26 protein-coding genes are annotated in these 24,656 nt (G+C 73.2%); 15 read left to right on the top strand and 11 right to left on the bottom strand.

Translation table 11 applies throughout. The annotated features are described in order from the left end of the window. Positions 1 to 146: 146 nt before the first annotated feature. The 3 genes from ACIRST_RS09690 to ACIRST_RS09680 all read right to left on the bottom strand — a co-directional run bounded on the left by ACIRST_RS09690 (position 147) and on the right by ACIRST_RS09680 (position 2,672). On the bottom strand, positions 147 to 689 hold the full coding sequence (locus tag ACIRST_RS09690) for a hypothetical protein (RefSeq protein WP_402801252.1): 543 nt from the start codon (positions 687 to 689) through the stop codon (positions 147 to 149). Positions 690 to 899: 210 nt separating this feature from the next. After that, positions 900 to 1,487, bottom strand: a complete 588-nt coding sequence (locus ACIRST_RS09685; RefSeq protein ID WP_402801250.1) for a PQQ-binding-like beta-propeller repeat protein — start codon at positions 1,485 to 1,487, stop codon at positions 900 to 902. Positions 1,488 to 1,811: 324 nt separating this feature from the next. Continuing rightward, complete coding sequence (locus tag ACIRST_RS09680) at positions 1,812 to 2,672, bottom strand: LysR family transcriptional regulator (RefSeq protein WP_402801248.1); 861 nt, start codon at positions 2,670 to 2,672, stop codon at positions 1,812 to 1,814. 98 nt (positions 2,673 to 2,770) lie between these two features. Here ACIRST_RS09680 and ACIRST_RS09675 point away from each other — a divergent pair, with 98 nt between their 5' ends. The 5 genes from ACIRST_RS09675 (at position 2,771) to ACIRST_RS09655 (ending at position 6,785) form a co-directional block, all read left to right on the top strand. Next, positions 2,771 to 3,124, top strand: coding sequence for a carboxymuconolactone decarboxylase family protein (locus ACIRST_RS09675; protein WP_396550121.1), 354 nt, complete (start codon positions 2,771 to 2,773; stop codon positions 3,122 to 3,124). A 373-nt stretch (positions 3,125 to 3,497) separates the two neighbouring features. Beyond that, positions 3,498 to 4,235 (top strand): DUF4232 domain-containing protein, encoded by a 738-nt coding sequence (locus ACIRST_RS09670; protein WP_402801245.1) that lies wholly within the window; start codon positions 3,498 to 3,500, stop codon positions 4,233 to 4,235. A 126-nt stretch (positions 4,236 to 4,361) separates the two neighbouring features. Next, positions 4,362 to 4,490, top strand: coding sequence for a hypothetical protein (locus ACIRST_RS09665; protein ID WP_350522430.1), 129 nt, complete (start codon positions 4,362 to 4,364; stop codon positions 4,488 to 4,490). Positions 4,491 to 4,787: 297 nt separating this feature from the next. Further along, positions 4,788 to 5,552: a DUF4232 domain-containing protein gene (locus tag ACIRST_RS09660; RefSeq protein ID WP_402801242.1), complete on the top strand. Its 765-nt coding sequence runs from the start codon at positions 4,788 to 4,790 to the stop codon at positions 5,550 to 5,552. A 468-nt stretch (positions 5,553 to 6,020) separates the two neighbouring features. Next, on the top strand, positions 6,021 to 6,785 hold the full coding sequence (locus ACIRST_RS09655; protein WP_402801240.1) for a DUF4328 domain-containing protein: 765 nt from the start codon (positions 6,021 to 6,023) through the stop codon (positions 6,783 to 6,785). Between the two features lie 119 nt (positions 6,786 to 6,904). On the opposite strand, the gene ACIRST_RS09650 is transcribed toward ACIRST_RS09655, so the two are convergent. Further along, positions 6,905 to 7,231 carry a hypothetical protein gene (locus tag ACIRST_RS09650; protein WP_402801238.1) on the bottom strand — a complete coding sequence of 109 codons (327 nt, stop codon included), beginning with the start codon at positions 7,229 to 7,231 and terminating at the stop codon, positions 6,905 to 6,907. A gap of 318 nt (positions 7,232 to 7,549) precedes the next feature. Here ACIRST_RS09650 and ACIRST_RS09645 point away from each other — a divergent pair, with 318 nt between their 5' ends. Further along, complete coding sequence (locus ACIRST_RS09645; protein WP_402801236.1) at positions 7,550 to 8,548, top strand: helix-turn-helix domain-containing protein; 999 nt, start codon at positions 7,550 to 7,552, stop codon at positions 8,546 to 8,548. Here the strand turns inward: ACIRST_RS09645 and ACIRST_RS09640 are convergent. Continuing rightward, positions 8,526 to 9,002 (bottom strand): peptidase inhibitor family I36 protein, encoded by a 477-nt coding sequence (locus tag ACIRST_RS09640; RefSeq protein ID WP_350522425.1) that lies wholly within the window; start codon positions 9,000 to 9,002, stop codon positions 8,526 to 8,528. The genes ACIRST_RS09645 and ACIRST_RS09640 overlap by 23 nt on opposite strands. Before the next feature lie 334 nt (positions 9,003 to 9,336). Here ACIRST_RS09640 and ACIRST_RS09635 point away from each other — a divergent pair, with 334 nt between their 5' ends. After that, the gene (locus ACIRST_RS09635; RefSeq protein ID WP_350522424.1) at positions 9,337 to 10,089 is read left to right on the top strand and encodes a DedA family protein; all 753 of its coding nucleotides are present in this window, start codon (positions 9,337 to 9,339) and stop codon (positions 10,087 to 10,089) included. A 36-nt stretch (positions 10,090 to 10,125) separates the two neighbouring features. On the opposite strand, the gene ACIRST_RS09630 is transcribed toward ACIRST_RS09635, so the two are convergent. Then, on the bottom strand, positions 10,126 to 11,115 hold the full coding sequence (locus tag ACIRST_RS09630; RefSeq protein WP_402801232.1) for an ArsR/SmtB family transcription factor: 990 nt from the start codon (positions 11,113 to 11,115) through the stop codon (positions 10,126 to 10,128). Between the two features lie 193 nt (positions 11,116 to 11,308). On the opposite strand from ACIRST_RS09630, the gene ACIRST_RS09625 reads away from it, so the two are divergent. Next, the gene (locus tag ACIRST_RS09625; protein ID WP_350522422.1) at positions 11,309 to 11,680 is read left to right on the top strand and encodes a hypothetical protein; all 372 of its coding nucleotides are present in this window, start codon (positions 11,309 to 11,311) and stop codon (positions 11,678 to 11,680) included. A 205-nt stretch (positions 11,681 to 11,885) separates the two neighbouring features. Continuing rightward, entirely contained in the window at positions 11,886 to 12,152 is a 267-nt protein-coding gene (locus ACIRST_RS09620) for a hypothetical protein (RefSeq protein WP_350522421.1), read from the top strand. Here ACIRST_RS09620 and ACIRST_RS09615 read toward each other — a convergent pair. Continuing rightward, a complete protein-coding gene (locus ACIRST_RS09615; RefSeq protein WP_402801229.1) occupies positions 12,137 to 12,838 on the bottom strand; it encodes a hypothetical protein in 702 nt (233 codons plus the stop codon). The two genes, ACIRST_RS09620 and ACIRST_RS09615, sit on opposite strands and share 16 nt — an antisense overlap. 102 nt (positions 12,839 to 12,940) lie before the next feature. Between ACIRST_RS09615 and ACIRST_RS09610 the strand changes: the two genes are divergently transcribed. Both ACIRST_RS09610 and ACIRST_RS09605 read left to right on the top strand, forming a co-directional pair. Further along, positions 12,941 to 13,891 carry a hypothetical protein gene (locus tag ACIRST_RS09610; protein ID WP_402801226.1) on the top strand — a complete coding sequence of 317 codons (951 nt, stop codon included), beginning with the start codon at positions 12,941 to 12,943 and terminating at the stop codon, positions 13,889 to 13,891. A 135-nt stretch (positions 13,892 to 14,026) separates the two neighbouring features. Beyond that, positions 14,027 to 14,491 carry a hypothetical protein gene (locus ACIRST_RS09605; protein ID WP_402801224.1) on the top strand — a complete coding sequence of 155 codons (465 nt, stop codon included), beginning with the start codon at positions 14,027 to 14,029 and terminating at the stop codon, positions 14,489 to 14,491. Positions 14,492 to 14,615: 124 nt separating this feature from the next. On the opposite strand, the gene ACIRST_RS09600 is transcribed toward ACIRST_RS09605, so the two are convergent. Then, a complete protein-coding gene (locus ACIRST_RS09600) occupies positions 14,616 to 15,050 on the bottom strand; it encodes a hypothetical protein (protein ID WP_350522417.1) in 435 nt (144 codons plus the stop codon). 198 nt (positions 15,051 to 15,248) lie between these two features. On the opposite strand from ACIRST_RS09600, the gene ACIRST_RS09595 reads away from it, so the two are divergent. Beyond that, positions 15,249 to 15,980 (top strand): SDR family oxidoreductase, encoded by a 732-nt coding sequence (locus ACIRST_RS09595; RefSeq protein ID WP_402801222.1) that lies wholly within the window; start codon positions 15,249 to 15,251, stop codon positions 15,978 to 15,980. Between the two features lie 30 nt (positions 15,981 to 16,010). Here ACIRST_RS09595 and ACIRST_RS09590 read toward each other — a convergent pair whose 3' ends face one another. After that, positions 16,011 to 16,361 carry a hypothetical protein gene (locus ACIRST_RS09590; protein ID WP_350522415.1) on the bottom strand — a complete coding sequence of 117 codons (351 nt, stop codon included), beginning with the start codon at positions 16,359 to 16,361 and terminating at the stop codon, positions 16,011 to 16,013. A gap of 220 nt (positions 16,362 to 16,581) precedes the next feature. Between ACIRST_RS09590 and ACIRST_RS09585 the strand changes: the two genes are divergently transcribed. Together ACIRST_RS09585 and ACIRST_RS09580 are read left to right on the top strand one after the other, a co-directional pair. Next, entirely contained in the window at positions 16,582 to 17,178 is a 597-nt protein-coding gene (locus ACIRST_RS09585) for a TetR/AcrR family transcriptional regulator (protein ID WP_402801219.1), read from the top strand. 75 nt (positions 17,179 to 17,253) lie between these two features. Next, the gene (locus tag ACIRST_RS09580; RefSeq protein ID WP_402801216.1) at positions 17,254 to 18,474 is read left to right on the top strand and encodes an MFS transporter; all 1,221 of its coding nucleotides are present in this window, start codon (positions 17,254 to 17,256) and stop codon (positions 18,472 to 18,474) included. 102 nt (positions 18,475 to 18,576) lie between these two features. On the opposite strand, the gene ACIRST_RS09575 is transcribed toward ACIRST_RS09580, so the two are convergent. Beyond that, positions 18,577 to 18,723 carry a hypothetical protein gene (locus tag ACIRST_RS09575; RefSeq protein WP_402801213.1) on the bottom strand — a complete coding sequence of 49 codons (147 nt, stop codon included), beginning with the start codon at positions 18,721 to 18,723 and terminating at the stop codon, positions 18,577 to 18,579. 135 nt (positions 18,724 to 18,858) lie between these two features. Then, positions 18,859 to 21,033 (bottom strand): SdrD B-like domain-containing protein, encoded by a 2,175-nt coding sequence (locus tag ACIRST_RS09570; RefSeq protein WP_402801210.1) that lies wholly within the window; start codon positions 21,031 to 21,033, stop codon positions 18,859 to 18,861. Positions 21,034 to 21,315: 282 nt separating this feature from the next. On the opposite strand from ACIRST_RS09570, the gene ACIRST_RS09565 reads away from it, so the two are divergent. After that, a complete protein-coding gene (locus ACIRST_RS09565; RefSeq protein ID WP_402801207.1) occupies positions 21,316 to 24,576 on the top strand; it encodes a DEAD/DEAH box helicase in 3,261 nt (1,086 codons plus the stop codon). Positions 24,577 to 24,656: the final 80 nt, after the last annotated feature.

The raw sequence follows: 24,656 nt of genomic DNA, 5'->3' as shown, positions 1-24,656 counted from the left end.
TATTGCGGCCGGTTGTTGCGGTTGTTGCGGCCCGCACCCGGGGTACGGGCACGGGCCGCAAGGCGGCGGGCTGGGCCTGCGGGGCCGGCGCGGCGGACGCCCGGCGGCCTGGCGGACCTCCGGGAGTTCCGCGCGTCCGGACGGCGTCACTCGTAGACGCGGGCCGCGCCGAGCTGCCAGGCGACCGAAGCCCACGTCACCGGCTCGACCGGCGGAACGCCCGGGAACCTCGGCGGCCTGCCGAGCGAGGCGTCCAGCCAGCTGTCCCAGGACTCCAGGAACCCGGCCAGCGAGGCGCTCGCCCAGCCGCCGCCGTCACCGGCCCACTCGCCGCGGGCCCGCCTGTCCGCCCGCCAGGCACGGTCCCGGGCGTAGTCGGCGGCCAGGGCGCGCAGCCGGGTGCGCAGGTCCCCCGAGGTCGCGACCGGCGGTTCATCGGCCAGGGCGGCAGGGGCGGCGAGCCCGGCCGACGGCGCGGCGAGCGCGTCGAGCAGGTGGCGGGCCAGGCCGGGCCAGCCGGGATCCGGGGCGTGGTCGGGAAGCGCGGCCGCCCAGCGGAGCAGCACGTCGTCCACCTCCGGGACGTCCGTGCCGGAGTCCTCGTACTGCCTGATGAGGCGCTGCAGCAGGACGCGGAAGTCCGCTCCGCTCTCGGTCGGGTCCGGCTGATTCGTTTCGTCCGTCGGCATGGTGATCACCGTGTGAGAGTAGGGCCGGAACGAGATCGGCACGCACTCCGGACGCCCTGCCGACCGAGATCGTCGAGCACGGGACCCGCGGCTCGACCCATTCCGGAACGATCAGTCGGGCCCACCCCACCCGACACCGCCCCCACCGGGGACCGCTGGCCCCCCCCGGGACCCATCGGGACCCTGAACGGGGGGCGGTGCGCCCGTCCGTCAGACGGGCTGGGTGGCGAAGACGAAGAGGCCCCCGGGGCCGCGGACAGCGGCGTACCCGTTCGTCGTGAACTGCGGCATCTCCCCGATCCCCGAGGCCAGCAGTTTCTTGTCGCGGACGTCGAGCGCGGCTCCGGCGCCGTTCACGTACGCGTAGAGGACACCGTTGCCCGGGAGGGCGCGCGGCGTGATGTTCACCTCGTCCGCGGCCTGGCGCCACAGCTCCTTGCCGGTCTCCGTGTTCCAGGCCACTGCGCCCTTGCCGTACTGCACCACGGCGGTGTTGCCGTCCGGGGAGACGGCGAGGCCGTCGTCATCGACGGTGCCGTTGGTGTCGATGCCCGGCCCCTCGGCGAGCCGGCGGCCGCTCTTGACGTCGATCAGCGTCATGACCGCTTCGGATTCGCCGTACGAGGACCATTCGAGCAGGGCCTTGTCGCCCTGGTACGGCATCAGCCGCGCGCTGGTCGCCTTGGCCGGGGTGATCAGCTTGGCGAGGGCGGCCGGCGGAGCATGCCGGCGCGCCCCGCGGCGCGACGGCCGTTCGCAGGGGAGGGGCAGGGCGGGAGCACCGGGGGTTCCGGTCACCGGTCGTCGAGGAATCCGTCGAGGAATCCGTCGACGAGGCCACGGGAGTCGTCGTCCGCCCCATCGGCGCCGGGAGCGGCGCTGCCCGGCGCTGCCGGGAACGCGGACGGGGTCCGGTACCTGGGTAGGTACCGGACCCCGTCCGACTATGGAGCGCCAGGCCCGGGTTGCACGGACTCTTCCTACTGAAAGTAGGACGTGCTCTGGTAGCACCGCTGACGCCTGACGAGGAATCATTCTCCCTCGCGACAAGAAGAATATTAGCAGCTCAGCGCCCGTGCGCCGAACCGTCGGGGGAGGCTCGTGCGGCGTCCCTGTCCCGGACTACCCGGTCGACGCGCACAGGGCGGCCGCGTAGGCGGGGATCAGCGGGGAGCGGTCGGCCCGGCGCCAGGCGAGGACCAGACGGCTCGGCGGGAGGTCGTCGACCGGGCGGAAGGCGATGCCCTCGACCTGGTGGCGGGCGGCCGCCTGGCCGGGGACGAGGGCGACGGCGCGCTGCCACAGGACGGCGTGCAGGCACTCGTCCAGGGACCGGACCGCCGGTCCGTCGGCGCTGTCGGGGGTCGGCTGCCAGAAGGCCCGCCAGGTGGGGTCGGCGGTTTCCGGCAGGCGGACGGAGCTGCGGTGGGCGAGGTCCCCGGCGCTCAGGCTGCGCCGACGGGCCAGCGGGTCGTCGGCGGGGACGGCGGCGTAGCAGCGGTCCTCGCGCACCGTCCGCGTCGCCAACCCGGTCTCGTCGAACGGGCCGTAGGTGATCGCCACGTCGACCTGGTCGGCCGTGAGTCCGATCAGCGGGTCGCCCAGGTCGCCCTGGTGCAGCCGGACGGTCGTGTCGGGGCAGCTCTGTGCGAAGGCCCGGGCGGCGGGGAAGGACAGCGCCTGCTCGCCCGGTCCGAGCACCCCGACCCGCAGTACCCGCTCGCCCGCGGCCCGTCGTACCCGCTCGCGGGCCCGTTCGGCGCCGGCCAGTAGGGCGCGGGCCTCCACCAGCAGGACCCGGCCCGGCGCGGTCAGTTCCATGCCCCGCGGGGTCCGGACGAACAGCGCGCAGCCGAGGTCCGCTTCGAGTTCGCGGATGCGCTGGCTCAGGGGCGGCTGCGACATCCGTAGCCGCTTCGCGGCCCGTCCGACGTTCGCCTCCTCCGCCACCGCGACGAAGTAGCCGAGTCTGCGCAGGTCCATGGGGGTCACGATAGCGATCGGAAGCGATAGCCGAAGCATGCCCACCCGGTCCGAAACGGTCTTGGACGCGCCGTGCGCCGCGCGGCTTGGATCGGGCCATGACCTACCAACAGCCCTCGGACCTGCGCACCGTGCCGACCGTCCGCGCCCTGGCCCGGGACGAGTTCGACGCCTTCATCCACTTCCACGAATCGGTCTTCCGGGAGGGCGGGACGATTCCGCTCAAGCTGCGCGAACTGGTCGCGCTGGCCGTCGCGATGACGACGCGGTGCTCGTACTGCATCGACACCCACACCCGGGGCGCGACGGACGCGGGGGCCACGCGCGAGGAGATCGCCGAGATCGGGTTCGTCGCCGCGGCCGTCTGCGCCGGCGGCGCGATGGCCCACGCCCTGCTCGCCCTGCGCCTCGACCGTGAGCACCACCATCCCGGGAAGGACGCCTCCGAGTAACCGGTCCGCGATGAGTGATTAGCGATCCGCCGCCCGTCGTCCCCGGCCGCGGTGTGGGTGAGTCCGCCCGCACCGCGGCCGGTCGGCTTCACGGAGCCCGCCCGGTCGCCCGACGGCGTGCCGGATCGTCTCCATTCCTGTCCCGTCGACCCCTCGGCGACCGCTCGGCGACCCCTCGGTGTCCCGTTCCAGCGTTCCAGGCTCGGCCCATCCCCGCTGGTCAGAGGCTCATTCGCCGTTCCACCCTCCCGATCGTGCCGCCAGGTGTGGTGGCTGGGACGAAGTGCCCCGCAGGCTTCGGTCATCAAGCCTCGGTCATCCGATCGACGCACCGGCCCACCCGTTGGGCGAACGCCGAAAGGGGCACCACCACATGTCCGTCCGCACCTCCCGCACCCGGCTGATCACCGCTGCCGCCGGCGTCGCCATCGCCGCCCTCTCGATGACCGCGTGCAACGGCGACGGGGACGTCAAGTCGGCGGGACCCGCCCCGACGGTCACGGTCACCCCGTTCACCACGCCGCCCACCGCACCCGCGACCCCCTCGACCTCCGCGGCGCCCGGCGCCCCGTCCGCCGCCGCCCCCACCGGCAAGGCCCCGGCCGCCACCGCCTCCAAGCCCGCCGCCAACGCCCCCGTCTCCTCCGCACCGAAGGCCCCCGCGGTTCCCGCCGCCGCCAACCCGAGCACCTGCGAGGGTTCCAACACCAAGACCACCGCCGCCCCGCTCAACCGCCCCGTGAACCACATGCTGCTCACGGTCACCAACACGGGCTCCGGCATCTGCTACCTCTACGGCTACCCGGCCGTCCGCTTCGGCGAGGCCCAGTCCGTGCCCCCCGTCATCGACGACTCTAAGCCGCAGGCCGTCGTCACGCTCAAGCCCGGCGAGTCCGGCTACGCCTCCGTCAACCTTTCCTCCACGGACGGCACCGACGGCGCCAACGGCCGCACCGTGACCTCCCTGGAGGTCTACTTCCACGGCCCCTCCGGTAACGAGAGCGTCGGCGCCGGAGCCCACCCGCCGCTGCCGGCCAAGGGCGCGTACGTCGACGACTCCCTCAAGGTCACCTACTGGCAGCAGTCGATGGACGACGCCGTCTCCTGGTGACACCCGCACCACCCGACCCGAAGAGCGACCGGTCGCCCGAAGACCGGTCGCCCGAAGACCGGCAGCCCGAAGGCCGGTAGCCCGAAGACCAGTAGCCAGGCCCGGAAGACAGGAAGGCAGACCACCATGCCCGACACCGCCCGCAGGATCGCCCGTCGCCTGGCCGTCTATGCCGGCACGGCCCTCCGGATCCTCGTCCTCGGCCGTCCCGAGGACCCGGACCTCGCACGGAAGGCCGGCCTCACCCTGCGCTGACGTCCGACGTCCGACGTCCTGCCCCCTGGCCTCCAGAGCCACCCGGCGGCCGACGCGGGCGGTGCACCACCGGATCCGTCGCGCGCTCGACAACTCCCACCGGCACAACGGGCTCTGTCAACCGCGCCGTACCCGATCGAACGTCACGGTCCGGTCCCGGTCATGTCCTGGCGATTGTGACGCCACGGATGCCACCAAATTCCTTCTGCCGTACGTCCTTTGAACTGTCCGAGCGCATCGGCGCCGATCGGCGCCGGTCAGCGCCCCTCACGTACCCACCGTCATCGAGGAGTCACCATGTTCGTCCGCAACCGTCGTCCGCTGCTCGCCACCGCCGTCCTCGTCGTCGGGGCAGGGCTGGCGTTGACCGCGTGCGGGCCCGACAACGCCGACACGGCAGGCGGCTCTCCGGCCCCCGCGCCCACCTCGGTGGCAGCCGCGCCGTCGACGCCGGCCGGCCCGGCCACCGGTGCTCCCACCGCGAGCGCGCCCACCGCCGGTGCCTTGCCCACCGCCACCCGCCCGGCCGCCAAGACACCGCCCGCCGCGAGCCCGTCGGGCGCGGCCAAGCCCGGCGGCACCCAGCCCGGCAGCGGGGACGTTGGCACCGACGCCCGGCCGTGCGACATCGAGAACCTCACCGTCCAGGCGGCGCCCCGCGCCGGGTCTCCGAGCCAGTGGGCCATCGAGGTCCACAACAACGGCACGGGCACCTGCAGCCTGAGCTCCACCCCGGGCGTCGACCTGGGCAACTCCACCGCCCGGGACCAGAGCAACAACATCAAGCCGATCCTCGCCAGCGGCACCCTGCGCTTCCCGGTCCCGGCGGGCCGCAGCGCCTACGTGGTGATCGACCTCAACCCGAGCGGCGCCACCACCGGCACCACCCCCGGCATCAACGAGATCAACGTCCTGGTCGACGACGACGACACCAACATGCCCCTCGCCAACACCCGCAACTTCCCGCTCGCCGCGGGCACCCACGTCCTGAACCCGCAGATGGGCATCTACCGCCCCACCCTGGCGGAAGCCGTCACCTCCGTGGCAGCGGCCGGCAAGTAGCCGGCCGCCCTGCGGCCTGCGGTTGCCGCGGCCCGTCCACCGCACGTCCTTCACCGACGGCCTCCGGTGGGACACCGCGAGCACACCGGTGGATCACGGAGGGCCCGGTGCCGGGCAGGGATGCCGATCGGCTCCGGCCTCGGATCAGACTCTCCAGGCTTCGGATCAGACTCCCGGGCCCGGATGTCGGAGCGATTGCCACGTATCCGGCGATACCGCCTCCGAGCTGGGAATTCACGCTGGCCGACGGCACCACGGATCCCCTAGAGTCGGCCCGCCCGCCCCCGTCGGGGTGGTGGCATACCGGTGTGCGGGGTCGAGCACACGGCGATTCCAGGAGTTGACGATCTGATGGTGTGTGTGGCGTGCGGGGCGCGCCCCGTTGGCACGGACAGCGGCCGCTGCTTCGGCTGCGCGGAGGCGGTCCCCGGATGGGCCGCGGCGCTGAGTCCGGCGAACGGCCTCGCCGTGGCGCTGTACGCCCTGCTGGCGTTGGACGCCGCGCTGGCGGTGCTGGCGGTCGCGGTCGACGTGTGGTCCGACGTCCTCGTGGGCGGGCTGCTGGACGCGCCGGGTGACGCCGACCTCGACGACTTCGATGCCGTGCACTCCACGGCGCAGACGCTGAACGACGTGTACAGCACGTTGGTGCTGGCCACCATCGTGGTGTTCATCGTCTGGTTCTACCGCATCCGCAAGAACGCCGATCTGCTGCTGCCGAACGGGCACCGCCTCGGGCGCGGCTGGGTCATCGGAGCGTGGTTCACCCCCGTCGTCGCGCTCTGGTTCCCCTGGCAGCTGATGGTCGACTGCTGGAGGGCCAGCGCGCCGCTGGACGCCGAAGGAAGGCGGCGCACGCCGTCGGAGAAGGTGATCGCCCTGTGGTGGTCCACCTGGATCGGCTCGATCATCGTCAGCCGGATCGCCGCCACCATGCTGAAGCACGTGGACCCGTCGGTCCCGGGCGACCTCGAAAGCCTGCGCAGCACCATCCGGGTGGAGGCCGCCGGGTCGGCGCTGCGGCTGGTGGCCGCGATCGCGGCGATCATGGTGGTCAACCGCCTGACCGCCATGCAGCTGGCCCGCCGAGCCGACGTCAACCCGCTCGCGGCAAGGGCCGCCCAGGAAGCCCGCGTCCAGGCCATGGTCTCGGCCCCGGCCGCTCCGCCGGTGGCCGACGCCGCACCCGCGTCCGCGGCCGCCGCCGCGCCGGAGGGCCGGCCCTCCACCTGAGGACGGCCCACGCGCCCGGCCGGGCCCTCCCCGGCCCGGCGCCCGCGGGCCCATGACTTCCAGTGACCTCAGGCAGACGCTCGCTCGGTCAGGCCACCATCAGGCGGCCGAGAACCGGGCTATCCGTCCGCGCCCGGTCGCCCGCGTCGGCCCCGGAGTCGACGCCACCACCGGCGGACGGCCGAAGGGCGAGGCCTGGCGCCGGGGAACGAGGAACCCGTCGTCTCCTCGCCCTCGTGGACGATCTCCGTGGTGCCGGATCGGAAGCTCTCGATGGAGATCGCCAGGGCCGGCGACAGGTGCCGGACACCGTCGGTGTCGACGGTGGAGTCAGCGACGAGGACGTCCGCCTGGATCACCGGGCCGTGGACGGTGACGTCGCCCTCGATCCTGTTCACGGCCTGGAAGCCCTCCGGCTGCTCCTCGTCCGCGTGCTGCTCGGGCATGCCTGGTCCTCCCTCCCGCGGGCCGGCTCTTTCCGCAGCAGCCTCGCACAGCGAGAGCCCCCTGGGAAGCCGGAGTGCCGCCGTCGGGCCGACCCCTCTCTGACCGTCAACCAGGCCACATTGATGGTCAGTTGACCTCACGTCGCCCGCGGGTCGTGGTGCGGGACCGGCAGCCGTGCACACCGGGCGGTGCGGGCTGCGGAGTTGGCGGATTCGAGCGCTTGCGGGGAGGCGGCGGCCGTGCGCAGGCTGTGTCATGTCGGCGACGTGCTCGGGCGGCCGTGTCGCACGCCCCCGGGGGAGCGCAGGGAGCGGCCCATGCCCTACCAGCACCTGGACAGTTCCGCCGTCGAGCCGGGACACCGGTTCGAGTGGTGGTGCGAGATGGTCGCCCGGGACGTCGCGCCCACCCGGATCACCACCGAGCACGCCGACGACTTCCCCGCGACCGTCGGCACGCTGGCGCTCGGCCCCGGGCAACACCTCACCACGATGTCCTTCCCGTCCATCCGATCGGAGCGCACCCCCGCTCTCATCCGACGCTCCGACCCGGAGGTGTACGAGCTCGCGCTGATCCGGGGCAGCGCGATGTGGATCGCCCAGGGCGACAACGAGACCAGGATGCGCTCCGGCGACCTCGTGATGTGGAACACCTCCCGCCCGTTCGACGGCCGCGGGTTGCCCGGCGGCGTGTCCCGGGCCGTCATCCTGCACCTTCCGGCAGCCGAACTCCCGCTGCACCACCGCCGCTTGGACCGGCTGCTGGCCAGCTCCGCGTCCGCCCGCGGCGGCGTCGGCGGGGTGCTGGCCGCATTCCTGCGCGGCCTCGTGCGGGAGGCGCCCGCCGTCGCCGAGCACGAGGCCGTCCGGCTCGGCATCGCGGCGCGCGAACTGGCCGTCGCCTTCCTCGCGCACCGGCTGGGCGTGGAGGACCGGCTGCCGCCGGAGCCGCGCCACCGGATGCTGCTCGCCCGCATCGACGCCTTCATCGAGGAGAACCTCGGCGACCCGGACCTCTCGCCCACCGCGATCGCCGCCCGGCACCACATCTCGCTGCGCACCCTGCACGGGCTCTTCCACCGTGAACAGCGCGGCGGTGTCGCGGCGGTGGTCCGCCGGCGCCGCCTGGAACGGTGCCGGGCGGACCTCGCCGACCCGGGTCTCGCGGTGGTGCCGGTGCACGCGATCGCGGCGCGCTGGGGCTTCCGCGCCGCTGCCGCCTTCAGCCGGGCCTTCCGCGACGAGTACGGCACCACCGCGAGCGACTTCCGGGCCTCGGCGGGTGCGGGCGTCGCTACGAGCCGCAGCGGACGTTGACCGCGCTCAGCCGGTCGTTGTGCGCGGAGGCGAGGTTGCCCTGCCACCAGCGCGGGACGGTGCCCATGAATCCGGAGTAGTCGGAGCCGGCGTAGATGTCGGCGGGGCCGCCGCCGCGGTTCCAGACCGAGCTGGCGCGGTCGTCGAACCAGTCCGGGACGTCGTTCAGCCCGCAGTAGGGCACGATCCAGATCCAGCCGCCGGCGTTGGCGTTCTGCCAGAAACAGGTCTGGCCGTCCTTGCAGAGGTCCCAGGCCGAGTCGAGCGCGTCCGGCCCGGTGACCCGGTACAGCCCCGGCTCCCCGGCGACCGCGGTGACGGCGGTCCCGGCGCTCGCGGACGGAGCGGCGGCGAGCACCGAGGCACCGGCCAGGGCGGCGACGGCCGCGGCGGCGAGCCTGGTGCGGACGGACGGCCTGGTGCGGACGGGCGACATGGTGCGGATGGGCGACATGGTGCATCCCTCCCGGGTATGGCGGTGGGCACCGGCGTGGTGCCCACCACCAACCCTGCGGCAGCGCGCGACGGGAGTCGTCGGCCGTCCGCGCAAGGTCCGTTGACGATGCGCGCAGGCCCGTCGGGTGCCGCCGGGCAGGTGGCGTACCGCGCGCCCCTCGGGCCGGGCGCCGGCATCGCGAGCGACGGAGCCGTCGGCTTCCCGGACGGCCGTCGGCCGACCCTCCCGTCGGTGCGGAACGCGCCGCCCCGGTCCCGTGCGACGGGGTCGGCGTGGGGACAAGCGTTACATTGGGGCGGAAAGGGGCACGATCGCCGACGAGGTGTGGCCGATGCACGCGATCACCGACTGGCTGCGCAGCCTGTCCGGCCCGGTCGTGTACGCGGTCATCGGCGGCATGGTCTTCACCGAGGACGCCCTGTTCTTCAGCTTCTTCATCCCCGGCGAGACCGCCGCCGTGTTCGGCGGCTTCCTGGCCCACCAGGGCCGCGCCTCGCTCGGCCTGATGGTCCTGGTCGTCGTCTGCGCGGCCGTCCTCGGCGACTCCGCCGGGTACGAGATCGGCCGGCACCTCGGCCCGTCGATCCTCCACACCCGCCCGCTGCGTCGCCATGCCAAGCGGGTCGGCACGGCACAGGACCTGATCCGCCGGCGCGGGCCGGCCGCCGTCTTCGTCGGCCGCTTCATCGCCTTCTTCCGCCCGCTGGTGCCCTCGCTGGCCGGGATGTCCCGCATGCCGTACCGCCGGTTCCTGCTCTACAACGCCCTCGGCGGGGTCGCGTGGGGCGTCGGCTTCACCCTCCTCGGCTACTTCGCCGGAGCCGCCTACAGCAGGGTGGAGGGTACGGTCGGCCGGTTCGCCGCCATCGCGATCGCCGTGATCATCGCCGTCACCCTGCTGGTCTGGTACCTGCGGCAGCACCGCTCGCGGGGCGGCGAGTCGTCGGACGACAACGGCGGTGACGGCGACGGCGACGACGAGGGCGAGGGCGACGGCGACAGTGATGGCGACAACGGTGGTGACGGCAACGGTGGTGACGGCAACGGTGACGGTGACGGTGATAGTGACGGACGGAATCCCTGAGCCGGCCGCCCCGACGGCGCGGGCGTCCTCGGGCGGCTACTGCCCGCCGTGCGTGGTCATGGCCCGCTGGTAGAGGACGGTGCGGGATCGACGGGTGCGTTGTACGAGGCCGGCCCGGTGGAGGATCTGCAGGTGGTAGGAGACGGTCGCGGGGCTGAGGTGGACGCGCCGGGCGAGTTCTCCGGTCGTGCGGGGTTGGGCGAGTTCGGCCATGAGCCTCGTGCGGGTCGGGCCGATCAGTGCTCCTTCGGGCGCGGTCGGGAGGCAGTCGTTCGGCCCGACCGGGTAGACGATCAGCGGGAGGCGGGGGGACGGCGCGCCCGGGGGCTCGGCACCGCAGAAGGTCGCCCGTCCCGCGAAGACGCTCGGTACGAAGATCGCGGCATCGGCGTCGAGGTTGGACGTGGGCAGTCCGGGGGTCGTCGGGTGGACGGTCAGGGCGCCGCCGTCCCACTCCAGGTTGGGGGCCAGGTGGTTGACGGCTTCGGCGATGCCGTGCCGGGTGATCACGGTGGCGCGGGCGGCGACGTCGCCCTCCAGCCGGGCCCGGATGCCGGGCCAGTGACGCGCGAGGGCGGTGTGCCAGAACCGTTCCAGCTCCACCGCGACGCGCTGTGCCACGTACTCCTCGCCCCGTTCCATGGCATCGAGGAGCAGCCGGGGCGGCCGGTCGGCAGCGGTGCGCCCCCATGAGTGGCCGCCGACGGCCCCCGTGAGTTCGTAGCGGATCCGCTCCCGGCTTGTGGTGGCGACGCGGTGCAGGGCCTCGTCCAGGGGCAGCTGGGAGCCGGGCGGTTCCGGCCGGAGGAAGTCGGGGGCGTAACCGCGTGGGCCCCCGCCCGCGACGACGGCGAGCAATCCCAGCCGCCCCGCGGACAGTGCCTGCCGGGCCGAGGCCTGCCACTCGGGGTCGAGTGAACCGGGCGAGCGGGCGAGGGAGTACAGCAGGTCCTTGGCGACGTCGAGCGGGGTCATGGCGAACCTGACCTTGCCCAGCCCCTGACTGCCGAGGTCGATCCTGATCACGAGCCGCCCCCCGCGTCGAGATTCTCTTCGAAAGAAATCGAATCATTCGACGGCGGATGTGTCACCGGGGTTCCCTGGATCCCGTGCCCGACACCCCGGGCGGTCGGCCCGAGTTCCGCCGGGCTCCACCGGCCGACGAACGGGTGCCCCGCACCGACCTTCCATGACCCACTGACATCTACGAGGGAGTCACATGAAGTTCGTGAAGGCAGGACTGACCACTGCCGCCGTCGTCGCGGCCACGCTGGGCGCCACCACCTCCGCACACGCGACGACGACGCACTGCAACAGCAACGGCAACTTCTCCATCTGTGCCTACGCCACCTGGTACCGGTACGTGGGCGACACCTACGCCACGGTCTCGCTGTCCTCCGGCCACTACACCGACTACCGGTGGACGATCACCCCGTCCAGCGGCAACTCGCAGACCGGCCTGTTCTACCCCGGTCAGAGCGCTTCGGCGGACTTCTCCGGCCGGGTGAACGTCACCGTGTGCGTCAGGGAGGCGACGCTCGGCACCGTGTGCGTGGGCCCGTTCTCGCCGGACACCAGCAACGCCGGCTGATCCAGCGCCGGCATCGGTCCGCCCCGGTCTGTCCCGTCCGGGGCGGACCGGGGCGGACCGATGCGGCAACGAGCTTGAGCACGAGCACGAGCACGAGCCCGGCCCCGAGCCCCGCGGATGGCGACGTTTCGGCAGATCAGCCCCGGTATCACCCCTCTTTCGTGACGCTTGGTCAGCACTGCCGCCGGGCCCTACAGTGCGCGACATGAACCTCCGCACCAAGAAGACGCTGTCCGTCCTGCTCAAAGGCGCACTCATCCTCACCTTCTGGACCGTCTACGGCCTGGCCAGAGGCGGGCAGTTCCGGTTGAATCCGTTCTTCTTCGTCTCCGTGGCGTTGTTCCTGGCGATCGCCGGGTACACGTGGTGGTGGTACGGCGACTCCGACAAGGCGGTGGCTCTGCGGGCACAGGTGGAAGTGAAGAAGGCCGCCCGGCAACTCCGGTCTCCGGGTGGTCAGCCGCGCTCGTAGTGCGCGAGGTACCCGGTGAGTTCGTCGTCCATGCTCTCCTCGCCGTAGCCGTGCAGCGCGCACCACAGGCGGTTCTCCACCCAGAAGCGGAACGCGAACTCCTCGAACGAGGAAGCGCACCGGGCGATGGCCCCGAACCAGTCCACCGGCACGCCCGGTTCGTCCCACTCGGGCGCGTCCGCGAGGTCCAGCGGGGAGGCCACCACGAAGGCCTCGCCGGTGGGGCGCAGGTACAGGTACCAGTGCACGCAGTCCTGTTGGTCGCGCAGGAAGCGGACCAGGAAGGCACCGGGCTCCACCGGGCTCGGTATCGGCGACGAGACGTCCGTCCAGCAGGCCGTGGCCGACACCGCGTCCAGGGACTGGTAGCTGGTGGCGCCGGTCTGGAAGGCGGTGAACTCGGCGGGCAGCACGATCCCGGCGCCCGCCAGCTCGGCGGCGACGGCGTCGAGGTGCCCGGCGAGCTCCGGCAGCACCGGGCCGGTGCCGCCGAGCCACCCGAACCCGCCGTCGAAACGGGCCGGTTCCAGCGGCGGCAGCGTGTCGGCGTCGTACCACTCGTAGGTGCCGCCGCACGGGCGGTGCGGACCGAGGTCGGACGCGCACCAGAGGTCCTGGAAGACGGGACGGTAGGTCGGCTCGGTGGCGGCGGTCACGGTGCTCCTCGGTACGGGCTGCTGCGTCACCGCACATCCTTCCGCCCGGCACTGACAATCCACGGCCCGGCAGCCTGACGATGTGGGAGACTCCGCCGGAGTCGATCACGGGGGTGCGCGGTGGGACGTGTCTTGACGTGGGTGGTCCGGTGCTGTGCGGTGGGGGCGTGGGCGGCGATGGCGGTCGCGCTGGTGCGGGCCTTCGGGCTGGGCTCCGGCGCCGTGCAACCGCAGACCGGCCTGCTCCTCCTCGGGTGGGTCGGCCTCGGCCTGCTCTGGCTGCGGCTGGTCGCCCTCTGGACGCGCGCCGCCCTGCGCGCGGTGGCGCGAGCGAGGTCCGGCCGGGTCCTGCTCTCCAAACAGCCCCCGCGGCGGGAACCCGAGCCGAGGGTGCCGGAGAGCTTCCACAGCCCCGCCTGGGTCTACGTGCGGTACGCCGCGGTCTGGGTCCTCGTCCCGCTCGCCGCCGCGGTGCCGGCCTCGCTCCGGGGGATGGACGGCGGCGAATCCGTCCGCCAGCTGAAGCAGGCCGGTGCGGTCACCGTCACCGCGACGGTCGTCGACGCCTCCGGTGTCGAGGAGATCGAGGACGAGGGTGAGGTCACGGGCTACCACGCCGACCTCGTGCTCGCGATACCGGGCGGCCCGCAGGTCGCCGCCTACGGGGTCACCCACGACGAACCCCGCCCGGACGGCCGGGTCCGGGCCCTGTGGGCGCCCTCCGCCCCACAGCTCGGGGCCGTCGTCAACGACACGAAGGACCTCGACGCCTTCGTGCACACCGGCTGGACGTGGCACGTCGAGAGCATCTCCATGCTCGTCATCCTCGGACTGTTCGTCGGCCTCGGCGTCGTGCCGCTGTCCGTGGCGGCCGGTGCCGACGGCCTGCACGACCTGACGTGGCGGCCACTCGCGCAGAGCGTCAACACCGCGGTGCTCACGCTGCTCTTCCTCTGGATCCGCCCGCTCCTGACCGCGCAGGGGCTCGCCGCCGACGTGGCCGCCGCCACCGCGGTCGGATTCGGGATCGTCCTGCTGTTCCTGTATCTCGGCCAGTCACTCCGGGCCCTCAGCGTCAGCTGACCCGACGACGACCCCGACGACCCCGACGACCCTGACGACCCGGTGACGCCGAACGACCCCGACAACCCCGACGACCGCAGCCGGGTTCGCCTGAACCGCACTCAGAGCCGGCGGCGCTTGCATAGCCTCGGCCCCATGGACTGGTCACCATTCGCGAGTACCGCCCTCGGCGCCGTCATCGGCGTCACGTCCACGCTCATCGCTGACCGGGTCAGGTGGCGGCGCGACCACCGGGACCGGCACCGGGACGCCAAGCGACTGCTCTACGCGGAGTACCTCGCAGCGCTGTCCAGGACCTGGAACGAGATCCGCCAGGCCGCGCGGAACCCCACGGCGCCCGCGGACGAGCGCGGTCGGGTCGCGGTGGAGGCATTCAAGTCCGGGGGTGCCTACGAGCTGCGGTACCAGGTCTCGATCACCGCGTCGGACGGTGTCGAACAGTCCTCCGTCACAGCCTTCAGAGCGCTGCGGGACCTTCGTGACCTGGTCGAGTCCGGCGTCACGTACACCGAGCCGGAGTATCAGGAGGCCCGCCGGCACTGGGACCGTCTCTTCGGCGAGCTACGGCTCCGCATACGCGCCGACCTCGACGGCGTCTGAGCGGAGCAGGCGGTCTGCCCGGCCTACCAGGTCTGCGAGGTCTGCCCGGCGTGCCTGGCCTGCCTGGCCTGCCTGGCTTACCAGGCCTGCCGGCCTTCCCCGGCCGGGGTGTCCCGCCCAGGTGTTACCGGTCGGCCGCTTCCAGGACCTGCGTGACCAGGGAGACGTCGGCCTTGGGGATCACGATCACGTGCTGCTCGTCGCCCGCGGCGAGGTCGAGGCGGGCCATCTTCGGGAGCGGCGCCTTCTGCTCCGACGGCGAGAGGCGGAACGGGCCCTGGAGGACGACGTTCTCGCGGGTGCGCCGGTTGTGCCAGGTCACGGTGTCGGCCGAGAGGTGGAGGTGGCCGGAGGCCGTGTGCGGAATGGTCCGTCCCTTGCCGACCGACAGCATCTTGACGGTGCCCAGCGTCGGGCTTGAGCAGAACACCTGCAGGGTGGTGCCCGCCCGGAGGTCGGCGAGGTCCTTCTCGGTGCTGAGCCGCCGGATGCCGAACATCGAGAGCAGGGCGTCGGAGAGGGTTCTGGTTCCCGCGGAGCGGCGGATGTCGGTTGTCATGGCGCAGATTCTCCCAGGGGCCGCCGACAGGCCTGTGACCAGGGTGGTTTCTTCTCAGCGGACGGTCGATCGGCCGCCCGACCGTCACGGTGGGTGACACCCGGACGGGCCGGGCTCGCCGGGACGGGCGCGTTCGCCGAGGGTTGGCAGTACGGAAGGCGCATGTCGGACGCCAGTCATCGAAAGTGGGCGAATGCCATGAAGGTCGCAGTCATCGGCGGAACCGGGCTGATCGGGTCACGGGTCGTGCAGAACCTGAACGCCTCCGGGCATCAGGCCGTCCCGCACTCCCTGTCCACGGGCGTGGACGTCATCACGGGGCAGGGGCTGGAGGAGGCCGTGGCGGGCGCCGACGTCGTCGTCAACCTGACGAACTCCCCGACCTTCGACGACGCCTCGCTCGCCTTCTTCCGGACCTCGATGGACAACCTTCTCGCCGCGAGCCACAAGGGCGGGGTCGGGCACGCCGTCATCCTCTCCATCGTCGGCGTGGACCAGGTGCCCGATCTGGACTACTACCGGGCGAAGGTGCTCCAGGAGGAGACCCTCAAGGCCGGACCGGTCCCGTACTCCATCGTCCGTGCCACGCAGTTCATGGAGTTCATGGACGCGACCCTGGCCATGACCGCCGACGGCGACACCGTCCGCCTGCCGCGCACGCCGATCCAGCCGATCGCCGCCGCGGACGTCGCCGCCGTGGTCGCCGAAGTCGCCGCGGGCAGCCCCCTGAACGGCGTCGTCGACATCGCGGGCCCGGACGTCTACCCGCTCGACGAACTCGGCCGGCTCACCCTGACCGCCAAGGGCGACGGGCGCCGAGTCGTCACCGATGACACGGCGGGCCTGTTCGCCGCCGTCCACGGCGACGTCCTCACCGCCCCGAGCGGCGCCCGCATCGCCCCCACCCACTACACGGACTGGCTCGCCTGAAACCCCGTGCCGGGCCCGGGCGTCCGCGGATCACATCGTCTGGACCTCGCTCGACACGGTGAACCCCTGGTGGCGGCAGGTGTCGATGACCGTTGCCACGGCGCCCGTCCAGAAGTAGTAGCGGTGGCCCTGGACGGTGCGGAACCCGACACCGGCCGTCCCCAGGCGGCCGCGGCAGGGGAAGACCTCGGCGATCTCCTCCGGTGTGCCGTCCAGCGGCTCCGCGCCGGACATCCGCCACACGGCGCCGATCAGCCGGGCCCTCAGGTGCACCCGCCCGGATCCGACCGTGAGCACGCCGAACGGCCAGGTCGCGTTGAGTCGCCCACCGTCGAAACGCCCGGCCACCGCCGGGAAGTTGGCCCCACCCGTCATCCGCATCCGCTCAGTATGCCCGAGGCGGATCGCGGGCCTCCGGCCACCGTGTCCTGACCGCCGCGTCGAAGAACGCGCCGACGAACGCGCCGACGAACGCGCCGACGAACGCGTCGACGCGAGCTGCGCGGTTCGGGTCATCGTGACGGCGCGGACGAGGTGCACGACGCCGGCAGTCCGGCCGGGCGGCACCAGGAACGCAACTCATTCGCATTAAGCTGTACGCATGAGTGCCCGACCGACCACACGCCCCGGCGGCCGCAGTGCCCGCGTCCAGCAGTCCGTGCACCAGGCCGTCCGTGATCTGGAGGCGGAGGTGGGGCGGGATGCGCTCACCGTGCCGCTGATCGCCGCCCGCGCGGGAGTGACGCCGTCCACCGTCTACCGGCGCTGGGGGGATCTGCGGGAACTGCTGTCCGACGTGGCCGTCGAGCGGCTGCGCCCCGACGCCCCGCCGGCCGACCACGGCACCCTGCGGGCGGATCTGGAGGCGTGGGCCGTGCAGTTCGCCGAGGAGATGTCCTCGACGGCGGGCCTCACGTACATCCGTGACGCCCTGCTGGGGGAGCCCGAGCAGGGCAACGCGGCCCGCTGCTCCGACTACGCCGCCGAGCAGTTGAAGGCCGTCAACGTGCGGGCGGCCGGCCGCGGGGAGGCGGTGCCCGATGTGGAGACCCTGCTGGACGTCGTCGTCGCCCCGCTGATGTACCGGATCCTGTTCCGCCCGTCGGACCTGTCCGCGGCCTACATCGAGCGTCTGGTAGCAGCGGCACTCGCTCGCGCCGAGTCCCCTTCGGCCGTCCTTCTGTCGCCTAAAAGCTAAATATTTGCGTTTCCGAGTGGCGCGGGCCTAGGGTGACTAACGCAAAGCATTCGCCTTAAGGCTCCGAGGTGTTCCATGACCAGCGTCACGGCCTTACCGTCCCACCCCCGCCGCCGGCCCGTCCTGAGCCGGCGCGGCGCTTTCCCGCTCCACGCCTCGATCCTGGTCGGCCTGCTGGCCGCCTCCAGCGCACCGACCCCGCTCTACGCGATCTACCAGGCCGCATGGCACTTCTCGGCCCTGACGCTCACCATCGTGTTCAGCGCCTACGCGCTCGCCCTGTTGGTGGCGCTGCTGACCGCGGGCACGCTCTCGGACCACCTGGGCCGGCGCCCGGTCCTCGCCGCGGCGCTGCTGGCGGAAGCCGCTGCGATGGGCGTCTTCGCCACCGCACAGGGGACGTCGGCGCTGATCGCCGCCCGGATCCTGCAGGGACTGGCCACCGGCGTGGCCACCAGCGCCGTCGGAGCCGCTCTGCTCGACTTCGAGGACCCCGACCGGCCGGGCCGGGCGACGGCCGCCAACGGCATCGCCCCCGTGGCCGGCATGGCGGTCGGCGTGCTGGCCGCCACCGCCCTCGTGCAGTACGCCCCCGCCCCCACCCGCACCGTGTACCTGCTGCTGCTCCTGCTCTTCACCGCGCAGGCCGTCGCAGTCCTGCTCACTCCCGAGACCGCGTTCCCCCACGTCGGCGCATGGCGCTCACTGCGCCCCGCGATCGCCGTCGCCCGCGCCTCCCGGCCGGCCATGGCGTTCGCCGCGCCCGGCGTCGTCGCCGCCTGGGCCATGGGCGGCTTCTACTCCTCCCTGGGCCCTTCGCTCGCCCGGCTCATCGCCCCGCACGCCGCCCCCGCCACCGGCGGCCTGGTCTTCTTCACCTTGACGGCCGCGGCCGGCCTCGCCGGCCACTCCACCCGGGCGCTGCCCGCCCGAGCCGTCAGCCTCGCCGGCACCGCGCTCCTGATCCCGGGGGCCCTGCTCACCCTGAGCGGCCCGCACCTGCACAGCCTGTCCGCGCTGTTCGCCGGCACCGCCATGGCCGGCGCCGGCTTCGGCGCCGTCACCCAGGCCGCCCTGCGCCTGCTGCTGCCCCCGGCCGACCCGGGCGAACGCGCCGGCACGCTCGCCGCCTACTACGTCCTCAGCTACCTCGCCATGAGTGTCCCCGCCGTCCTCGCCGGTCTGCTGACCAACCTGTTCGGCCTGCAGACCGCCCTCTCGCTCTACGCCGGGACGGTCATCCTGCTGACCCTGCTCGGCCTCGCCCGCGCCGTGCGGCAGCCGCGCACCGCCTGACCGGGCCCCGTTCTCAAGGGCCTCAGAAAGTGTCGGCGCGAAGTGCGCCCCCGCCTCCTTCGAGAGCCGGGGGCGGAAGGCGTAGCCGGCGGACCACGAGCGTCACCCGAGGTAGACCTTCTGCCACTCCAGGGACGTCATGGTCAGTGCGGCTTCGCCGAGGACGCGAGCCGACTCGGTCTTGAGGCTGCCGAGGCTGCTGTCGATCCACGGCTGGACGTTCCGGTACCCCTGCTCGCGGTACTCCACGGCCTGGCTTCCGTGTGCGTGATCGACCACCTCTGATCGGCGTCCGGCGGGGGTCCGCCGGGCGCCGTGGCCTGTCGGCGGCGTGGCGTCAGGGTCGTGGTCGACCTCGATGCCACGCCGCCACCGAGGGGGTTGTCAGTGGCCGCACCCGCAGCGTCGGAAGCCGAAGTCGAGGGTGTGGTCGTTCTCGCCGGGGCCGCCGGTGGTCAGGGCCCGTTCGGGATAGTGCTCTCCCGGCGGGGCGATGCCTTTGGAGTTGACGAAGGGGTCGTCACCGACGTCGTGCCGGGTGGGCACCCAGCGGTGGAGCGGACCGCCCTCGGCGTAGTCGGACGGGTTGTCCAGCCGGATCGTGTACGCGGTGTGCGGTGCGAGGCCGCCGGCCACGTTCGAGTCGTCGAAGTAGTACTCGCCGCGTGCCGTCGTCGTCGTGGTTCCGACGAGCCCGCCCGATCCGTCGTACAGGTGGACGGTGACGCCCTGCGCGGGGAGTTGGCCGGGTTCCTGGATGCCTTCGCGCTCGGGGTCGTACCAGACCCGGTTGCCGATCTGCAGCGGCGCCCGGTCGCAGAGCACTTCGAGGTCGCCCATCGAGGCGCCCTTGCCGAACGGCGCCGGGACGTTCGGCGGGTTGAGGCGCAGTCCGAACGCCGGGTCCTGCTTGCCGTCCGCCCGCTGGAGGAACGACGTGCCGTAGCCGAAGGCGGTGCTGTTGGGGTCGAACCCGGAGATCCCGAGGGTGCTTTCGACCTTGGACAGCGCCATCCCGGCGTAGGCCGCGTTGTGGTGGAAGCCCATCCGGCTGGTGTCGAAGAAGCGGGTGCCCCGGGGCGAGAGTCCGCAGCCGTTGTCGGTGTCCAGCACGTAGGTGCCGTTCACCGGGCAGGCCTTGTCCAGATCGCCGCCCGACAGGACCTGCCCGACGGCGGCGCCCGCCGCCTCCTGGCCCGTCGCCCGGTCGGCGAAGCGGTCGCGGAAGGCCAGCAGCATCGAACCGTCCGCCTCGAAACCGACCTCGCCCAGCTCCGGCTCCGGCTGGGCGCGGAAGCCGGAGCAGGTCTGGCCGTTCTGCGTGGTGGGGTAGGTGTCCGTCCACGGGAACCAGCCCGCGCCGTCGCACGGGCCCGCGCCGACGGTCGACTGGCGCGGGTAGTCCAGCGGCTGGTCCAGCACGGCGGGGCGGAACCGGCCGGTGGACGGGTCGAAGGGCAGCACGACCGCCCGCAGGTCCGACACCGCGCCCGTCGACTCGCCCGAGCAGACACCGCCGAGGTAGCCGGTCCCGTCCTGGAAGCCCAGGCCGAAGGGGCGCCAGTCACCCGCCGAGGGGCAGCCCGGGTCGGGGACGGGGTAGACGGCCTTCGGTGACGCCGCGGTCGCCGCGGTGGCGTCGTAGCGGTACAGCCGGCGGTCGTTGAGGTTGACGACGAACAGGTCCCTGCCGTCGTCCGTCGCCTTGAGCCCGCCGAGGCTCTCCTTGCCCGGCACCGTCAGGAACGCGTCGTCCGTCCCCGGCTCGTGCGCCGTGCTTCCGGCGTCCGGGACGGTGGTGAACAGCGTGGTCCGCTTCTGCGCCAGGTCGGTCACGTAGATCCCGCCGGAGCCGCCCGGGCCGTAGCCGGTGGTGCGCTTGGCCGCCGCCGAGGAGAACACCCGCCCGTCGGCCCTGTTCCACGCGATGCCGAACAGCGTGCCGGTCTCCGCGTCGGTGGCGATGTCCGTGACGTTCACGTCCACGCCGTCCTGGCCGCGCGCACCGTACGGGAAGGACACCAGCGTGCGCTGCGCACCGCCCTCCCACGTGGTGTTCTGGCAGGTCGTCACCAGGGGGGCGTTCTTCTGGCAGTAGTCGCCGGGGCTCCACAGGCCCGTGGTGTACGAGACGTTCCGGCCGTCGGAGAGGTCGACGAACTCAAGGTTGGAGCTGAGCCGGTCGGGCGCCCCGTCCAGTCCCTCCCGCGAGGCGAAGGCGGGGAACAGCACGCCGGGCTTCGGATTCACCACCTGCACCCGGTACTTGCCGCCGCGGTCGCGGTTCTGCGGCGGTGCCAGCGTCACCGTCCCGTCGGCTGCGGTGGTGCCCTCGACGTGGACCCGGTTCCCGCCGGTCAGGGTCACCCGCACGCCCGCCAGGCCGGGTTCCAGCGCGGGCGTCCACGTACCCGTGGCGTCGACGGCCCGGACCACCCGGACCGTCACCGCTCCGTCCGCGCTCTGCGGGTACGCCGCGGGCGCCGTCAGCACCCCGCTGACGGTCAGCGCGACGGTGAGCACCGCGGCCCGCGCGACGCGCGTCCTTCGTCTTGTCATCCCCACCTGGGGCCTCACTCTCGTGGTCGGCGGGCGTCCGCCCGATCCGGACAGGACCCCCAGGAGAGCGGCGACCGGTCGTACACGCCCCCGCTTCGGGGCGCGTTCACCGGTGGGTGTGACGGAGAACGAGCCGGAAATCGCATCAAGTTCGGATACGGACTCACAGGTTCGTAGGCAATCGGAGGAGACGGGGTACCCCGGGTACGCGCCGCCGGCCGCCCATCGCCCGACCGAAACCCCTCTGGCACAGCCGCGGCCCCGGCTGACACAGTGAGCACCGTGCACGAAACGGAAACCGAGGCAAGCGACCTGACGGTCCCGCAGGTGATGAGTGAACGGTGGGGGAGCGACCTGCCGGACGAAGGGCTGCAGCAACGGTTCACCGAACCGGGCTGGACCTACCAGGAACAGCTGCCCCGCCCGTGCCCCGAGTGTGACCGGCCGCTGCACTCGCTGCGCCGCCCGTACGAGTCCGGCGGACGCCAGTACCGGTACGTCGCCCTGGTCTGCCCCGCCTGCCCGCGCGCGTACACACTTGCCGACCTAGGCGTGAAGACCTACGACAAGCTCCTGCGAGCCGCGCCCGCCGCGCCCGCGGTCCCTGTGGTGCCCGCCGCCCGCGCGCCCCGGCGGACGAAGGCCGCTCCCACGACGACCGTCCGCGCCGCGGCCCGGCTGGTCGCCGGCCTCGACCCGGGCCGCTGTCCGGCCGGGCCCGGCGTGACGGTCACCGCGGTCCGCCTGCCCCACCCCTCCCGGGAGCCCGCACCCGCCCCGGTGGGCCCGGCGTGGCCCGAGGACCTGCCGCTGCCCGCGCAGCAGGAGACGCGTGCCCTGTGGTGGGGGAAGGTCACCGACCCCGCCTGGCAGGTGCCCGAGGCCGTGCTGCGCGCAGCCGCCGACGTCCGGGTCATCGTCCCGGCGGGGGAGGGGTTCGACGGCCTGCGCCACGCGCTCACCGGCCTCGGCGCCCGGGTGCGCACCGCCGCGCACTGGGTCGAGGACGAGTTCGTGACCACGGTGTCCGACCTCGGCGGGCCCGTCGACCTGGCCGCCTGGTCCGGCGGTGCGGCGACACCGGCCGCGGGCCCCGCCGCGTACGCCGCCCGGGACGCGTTCGCCGCCCAGTGGGACGCCCTGGACGAGCTTCCCGCCGGCGACATCGAGGCGTTCGTGCCCGTCGAGGAACTGGTCCCCGAACACTGGAAGGCCCTGCTGCCGCACCCGGCGTTCAACCCCGTCCAGGCCTCCACCGTTCCCGTCGTCACCGGCGGCGACGAGCACGTGATGGTCGTCGCCCCGACCGGCGCGGGCAAGACCGCGATCGGCATGGTCGCCGCCCTCACCGCCCACCGGCGCGGCCGCAAGGCCGCCTGGCTCGTTCCCCAGCGCTCCCTCACCGACGAACTCGACCGCGACCTCGCCGCCTGGCGCAGGGCCGGCCTGCGCGTGGTCCGGCTGACCGGCGAGGCCGCCGTCGACACCGACCTCATCCGCGAGGCGGACCTGTGGGTCGCCACCACCGAGAAGTTCGAGGCGATCTGCCGCGCCGGTTCGCTGCGCGCGGCGCTCGCCGAGGTCGGCTGCCTGATCGTCGACGAGATCCACCTGCTCGGCGACCCGGTCCGCGGTCCGGTCCTGGAAGCACTCCTGGCCCGGGTCCGCGAGGACGCCGCCCGGGTACGGATCGTGGGCCTGTCCGCGACCGTCGCCAACGCCGACGAGACGGCCGCCTGGCTCGGTGCCCGCCTGGTCCGCTCGCCCTGGCGCCCCACCCGCCTGACCTGGCAACTACCGGCGATGCCACCGGACGCGGACGCGCCCGACTGGGCCACCCGCAACCTCACCCGCACCGCCCGCACGGTCGAACTCGCCCGCCGGCACACCGCCGACGGCGGCAGCGTCCTGGTGTTCTGCGGCAGCAAGCGCTCGGTTCGCACCACGGCCCTCGCCCTGGCCCACGACCGCGGCGTCGACACCACCGGCGCCGACCCGGACGACGGCGACCTCGTGGAGCGCCTGTGCACCAAGGCCGGCGTCCGCCTCCACTACCGGGACTGGCCCCACAAGCGCGACGCCGAACAGGCCTTCCGCGCCCGCCGGGCCGACATCCTCGTCGCCACCTCCACCGTCGCCGCCGGCGTCAACCTCCCCGCCCGCGCCGTCATCGTCCGGGACACCCAGATCGGCATGAGCCGCATCGAAGTGTCCATGGTCCAGCAGATGTTCGGCCGCGCCGGCCGCATCGGCGCCGGGGAGCGCGAGGGCCACGCCTACCTGCTCACCGCGCCCAGCGAACGCCACCACTGGCAGGCCCGGCTCGCCGCCGGGTACACCGTCACCTCCCGCATCCGCGACCGCCTGCCCGACCACCTGCTCGCCGAAGCCGTCCAGAACCGCCTGGCCACCGTCACCCAGGCCGAGAACTGGTGGAAGAGCACCTTCGCCTTCCACCAGGGCCACCACCCCTTCGACCCCCTCCACGACGCCACCGACTTCCTGACCGACGCCGCCTACCTCACCCGCACCCCCGACCCAGACGGGGACGACAGGCTCGAAGCCACCGAACTCGGCCGTCTCACCAGCCGGTTCATGGTCGACGCCGACCTCGCCGCCACGCTCGCCGAAGCCGCCGCCCTGCTCCCCGTCCCCACCGACCCGGACGCCGCGGAAGGCGCCCTCATCACCACCCTCGCCACCCGCCTGCCCGCACTCGAACAAGCCCCCTTCACCGACCGCGCCAAGGCCGAGCTCTACAACGTCCTGCGCACCCTCGGCAGGCCCGACGGGAGCGAGCCCGCGGACGAGGAAGAGGAGGACGACGACTGGCAGCCGGTCGCCGGGGACCTCGCCCGCGCCGTCCTGCTCCTCGTCGCCCGCGCACCACACGCCTTCCGCGGCCGGCCCGCCTACATCCGCGGCATCCCGGCCGACTCCATGGCACCGGTCCTCGACGACGCCCAGCGCTACCTCGCCTGGCTCGGCGCCCAAGGGCCCCTCGTCACCGTCCACCCCTGGATAGCCGTCACCGCCGCCGACCTCGCCCAGCGCATCCGCTGGCGCACCCTCGGCCCCGCACGCGGCGCGGGCCGGCTGCTGTGGATGTGCGAACAGATGGCCACCCCGATGCACGCCCACGCCCTGGTCCCCGCCATGTGGCAGGCAGCCCGCTCCCGCGGCATCGACTCACCGGACTGGCCGGGCACCACCCCGCCCGACACCTGCCGCCTCACCCCGGGCGACTACCTCGCGCTCCTCGCGTCCCGGACCACCGGCACCGAGATCACCCTCCACCCCGACCACGCGCACGTCCGGGCGCCGCGCGGAGCCACGGTCGTCACCTGGAACGGAACCGCGGCCACCCGGCACACCGACGCCGGCAGCGCCACCGGCCCCGGCACCGTCACCGCCGTCGAGGTGCCGTACCCGGCTCCGCGGCAGGACGACCCGTCAGCCGGTCGGACCGGCGCCGCCGTCTTCACCCGGGGCGACCGCACCGCCGCCGGCTGGGCCGCCGCCTACCACCGCATCGGACGCTGAGGAGGAGCGGAGGCCGGAACCCGGTAGGAGCGCCGAGCCCTCCCGGCCGAGTCATGACGTCCGCGTGCGCCGGGTGGTCG

Source organism: Kitasatospora sp. NPDC101447 (assembly GCF_044767225.1).
GTDB lineage: Bacteria > Actinomycetota > Actinomycetes > Streptomycetales > Streptomycetaceae > Kitasatospora.
This window is presented reverse-complemented; position numbering and strand designations above follow the sequence as displayed.